The organism is Candidatus Ruminimicrobiellum ovillum (assembly GCF_002392975.1).
Classification (GTDB): domain Bacteria; phylum Elusimicrobiota; class Endomicrobiia; order Endomicrobiales; family Endomicrobiaceae; genus Ruminimicrobiellum; species Ruminimicrobiellum ovillum.
Genome location: NZ_DGIC01000006.1, coordinates 1 through 3,938, shown reverse-complemented (window position 1 = coordinate 3,938; position 3,938 = coordinate 1). Strand labels below are relative to the sequence as shown.

At 30.8% G+C, this 3,938-nt stretch carries 4 protein-coding genes; all 4 read left to right on the top strand.

Annotated features, from left to right (window positions below):
- Window positions 1-248: HAD family hydrolase (locus B2Y85_RS02285; protein ID WP_372518863.1), on the top strand; the 248-nt coding region annotated here is incomplete at its 5' end.
- A gap of 60 nt (window positions 249-308) precedes the next feature.
- Window positions 309-818, top strand: coding sequence for a TIGR03546 family protein (locus B2Y85_RS02280; protein WP_372518862.1), 510 nt, complete (start codon window positions 309-311; stop codon window positions 816-818).
- Between the two features lie 12 nt (window positions 819-830).
- Window positions 831-2,630: a TIGR03545 family protein gene (locus B2Y85_RS02275; protein ID WP_372518861.1), complete on the top strand. Its 1,800-nt coding sequence runs from the start codon at window positions 831-833 to the stop codon at window positions 2,628-2,630.
- A 499-nt stretch (window positions 2,631-3,129) separates the two neighbouring features.
- Entirely contained in the window at window positions 3,130-3,543 is a 414-nt protein-coding gene (locus B2Y85_RS02270; protein ID WP_372518860.1) for a hypothetical protein, read from the top strand.
- Window positions 3,544-3,938: the final 395 nt, after the last annotated feature.

Sequence of the window (3,938 nt, the reverse complement as noted above, 5' to 3'; positions counted from 1 at the left end):
TTAAAGAGAAAAAACCGAGCCCGTTACCGATATACGAAATTTTAAAAAAGTTTTCTTTAAATAAAGAAGATGTTGTTATGATAGGTGACGGTGCAAACGATATAATGGTTGGCAAAAATGCCGGTATAACAACAATAGGTGTTTTGTACGGATACTCTTCACAACAACAATTAAATAATTTGGCTCCCGATTATCAGGCCAAAACGCCGACGGAAATAACCGACATAGTTGAAAAATTGAGTAATTAAGAAACTGTAAATTTTAAATTATAGACTAAAAATCGCAAAGCGATTTTTAAGGAGTTCAAAATGTTTTTCTTAAAACTGTTAAAACAAATAATCGTAATTTTTCAAACAGACATTTCACCAAATCAAGTGGCATGGGGATTTGCACTCGGTGCAATATTGGGACTTGTTCCCAACATGTTTATGAAACTTGTGCTGTTTATTGTAATAATGATGTTTAGAGTTAATATTTCCGCTGCATTTTTAGCTTGGGCAGTATACGAAATATTAAGTTTTGCTTTAGATCCGTTATTTGACAGTTTGGGTTATTATATTTTAAATATAAACTCTTTAAACGGTTTCTATACATACCTTTATAATTTACCTGTAGTTCCTTTTACAAAGTTTAATAATACCGTAGTTATGGGCAGTTTGGTTGTCGGTATAATTTTAATAATACCGAATATGATAATAGCTAAAAAATTGTTGGTTTATTACAGAACGCATTTAAGAGAAAAAGTTTCCAAGTGGAAAATAGTAAAAATATTGTCGGCTGCAATACTTAGTGCAAATGTAGTAAAAATAGTTAAATAGGAGAGTAATAATATGAAAATTATAAGATGGAGTTTCTTGTTAACAACAATAATTATTATTGCTCTTATAGCAATATTAAATATTTTATTTTTCGATAAAATTTTGAAAAAAGTAATAATATCTACGGGACAAACAATTGTCGGTGCCAAAGTGGAAATAGATTATTTAAAAACAAGTTTCAAAAATTGTTCCGTTACAATAAACGGATTCAGAGCTGCGGATAAAAATGATTATTTCAAAAATTTGGTTGATATAGAAAAAGTAAGATTTGATGTCAGGTTTGCTCCGCTGTTAAGAAAAAAAGTTGTTATAGATGAAATGAGTTTGGACGGTTTGAGATGGCAAACAGACAGAAAAACTTCCGGCGAGTTACCGAAAAAGAAAAAATCAAACAAAGAAAGTAAGTTTGCAAAAATGTTTAAAACAGCAAAAGATAAAACGGTAACAGAATTTAACAATTTGCCGTCAGTGGAAATGTTTAACAAAATTCAAGATCAAATAAAGAATTTTGATGTAAACAAACTTATAGAAGACAGCGGACTTTCTTCAATAAAAGAAGTAGAAAAAGTTTCTGCGGATTTACAGAATAAATATAAATCTTATCAGGATAAAATAAATAATTTTAATTATGAAGAAAAAATAAACAGAGCAAAAGCATTGGCGGATGACCTTTCGAAAAGTAAGTTCGGTTCATTGGCGGATATTGCAAATACCGCTAAAAAAGTTAACGAACTTAAAACTCTGAAAAAAGAGTTTGACGATATTTTGGTTGAACTTAATAATGCCAAAAAAGATGTAAGTGCAACGATAGATGTTACAAAACAAATTAAAAATACCATAACAAACGATGTTAATATGATTTGTGAAAAAATATCCATACCTACACTTAATACTAAAAATATATCTCAAATGTTGTTCGGAACAAAGTGGGTTAACAGGGTGGAAAAAGTGCTTTATTATATTTCAATAATTAAGCAATATATTCCGGAAGGCTCGGACGAAGAAGAAGTAAAAGAAGTTAAACAAAGAGCTTTAGGCAGAGATATTTTGTTTAGGGAAAAATTGTATCCTTCACTACTTATTTCATTAATGAAAGTAACGGGAACAACCGCAAAAACCAAAGAAGAAACATGTATAGATTTTTCAGGTCTGATAAAAAACATTTCTTCTTCACCGAAGTTGGTAGGTGCTCCTGTAATATTGGAACTTGCAGGAAATAATGCAACGCAAAAACTTGCGGTTAACGGACTTTTTGATCACAGAACAAAAGATTCTAAAGATAATATAAAAGTTGAAATGGAAGGCCTTTCGGGAACGATATTGAATATAGAACCGAACGATTATTTACCTCTTATAGATACATCTAAAGTTAATGTTGCAGGATCTTTTGATTTGAACAATTCCGGATTTTTGTGCAGTGCCGATATTGCTTTTAGAGATATAAAAGAAAAAGCATTAAATTCAGTTGAAGGTAACTTAAAGTATTTGGCACAAATTACAAACTCAATAAAATCTTTTGATGTTAATCTTACAGCTCAAACTCAAGACAGTGAAAACCTTAATATAAAAATTAATTCCGATATAGACAAAAAACTTTATGATGCTATCTCAAAACTTTTCTCTGCAAAAGTTAACGAGGCAAAAGACAAGATAAAACAAAAAGTTAACGAACTTGCACAAGAAAAAGCCAAAGAAATCGAAAAGAGTTTGCAAGGTCAGAAAGATGCTGTGTTGAAACAGATTAACGAAAAGATCGGAGTGGTTAACGGAATAGAAAATATTATTGGAGATGCACTCAAAAAACAAAGATAATTCCAATCTTATAGCGAACGAATAGTTTGGGCTACACTTTTGTATTTTAAAATCTTATGTACCGCTTTCGCGACATGTACACCGCAACTTTAAAATACTTCAGTTCGTCTCAAACTATTCGTTCTTTTTACGACTAACTGCAAAAAATTTTTAAATTCTTTAAAAGCAAAGAACAATGTAACACAAAATCTTAAGATCTTAAACTACTAATCGGTGGCAATGACAATGAAACTACGAGATCCCGCATCAAGTGCGGGATGACAATTTTTTTGTTGGCTTTCAAAGGATTTCAAGATTTTAAATTGTAACGAAGTATTTGACGAATGAAGTGTGCGTAAAAGAAAGCGAAAGCGGTTGGTACTCGATTGAGGCAAATACGAAGTTAGAATTTAAAAGATAAATTCGTTTCGCTAAATACAATTATAGTGGAAGGTGTAACTTTTTTATTTTTCGTTTTGTCTTAATTGTGTATTTGAAAAAACAGTAAAGGGGGGGCAAAATGAGAAATTTAAAAATCGCAAAAATGATGTTAAGTTTGATGTTGATGTTCGGACTTACGACTGTAAGTTTTGCAATGGGACCCGGTGATGCAAAAAAAGCACCTAAAGATAACGGTAAAGCAAAAATTGAACAAAAGTACGATAAAAAAGATGTAAAAAAAGATACAAAGAAAGAAACAAATATTGCAAAAAAAGATCAAAAGAAAAAAGGAGATAAAAAGAATTTTGCCAAAAAGAACAATAAAAAAGTAAAGTTTGCAAAAAAAGGACAAAAAGGAAAACATTTTGCAAAAAGAGGCCATCATAAAAATTTTAAGTTTGCAAAGAAAAACGGACATCACAAAAAACATTTTGCCAAAAAAAATCACAATAAATACTTTGCAAAAAAACATAATAAATGCAGATGTTATTAAGTAGTACCATAGATCTTTGTATATGTGAAAAATTTGTGAAAAAGATTAAAATGTATTGAAATTCGTAAAAGTATGGGCTATGCTAAATATTACGCGTTGCTGTAAATTAAAAAATGGATGAAACTTTTTAAAAAGGAGGTAAGTCTAAAGTTTGTAGCAGCCGTAAAAAAATGTAGAACTCAGATTCTACAAATCTAAAAAAAGGAGAAGGAAAATGAGAAAGGTAATGAGCTTGTTAGTAGCAACCGTTTTCATGGTAGGAGGAGCGGCAGTATCATTTGCAGCACCAAAAGCAGCATCATCAGCAGCAAAGTCAACATCATCTTTTAAAGCATTTGCAGTGTATGTAGAAAATGCTTCAAAAGACAATCACTTTGCACCTTCCGGATGGATGG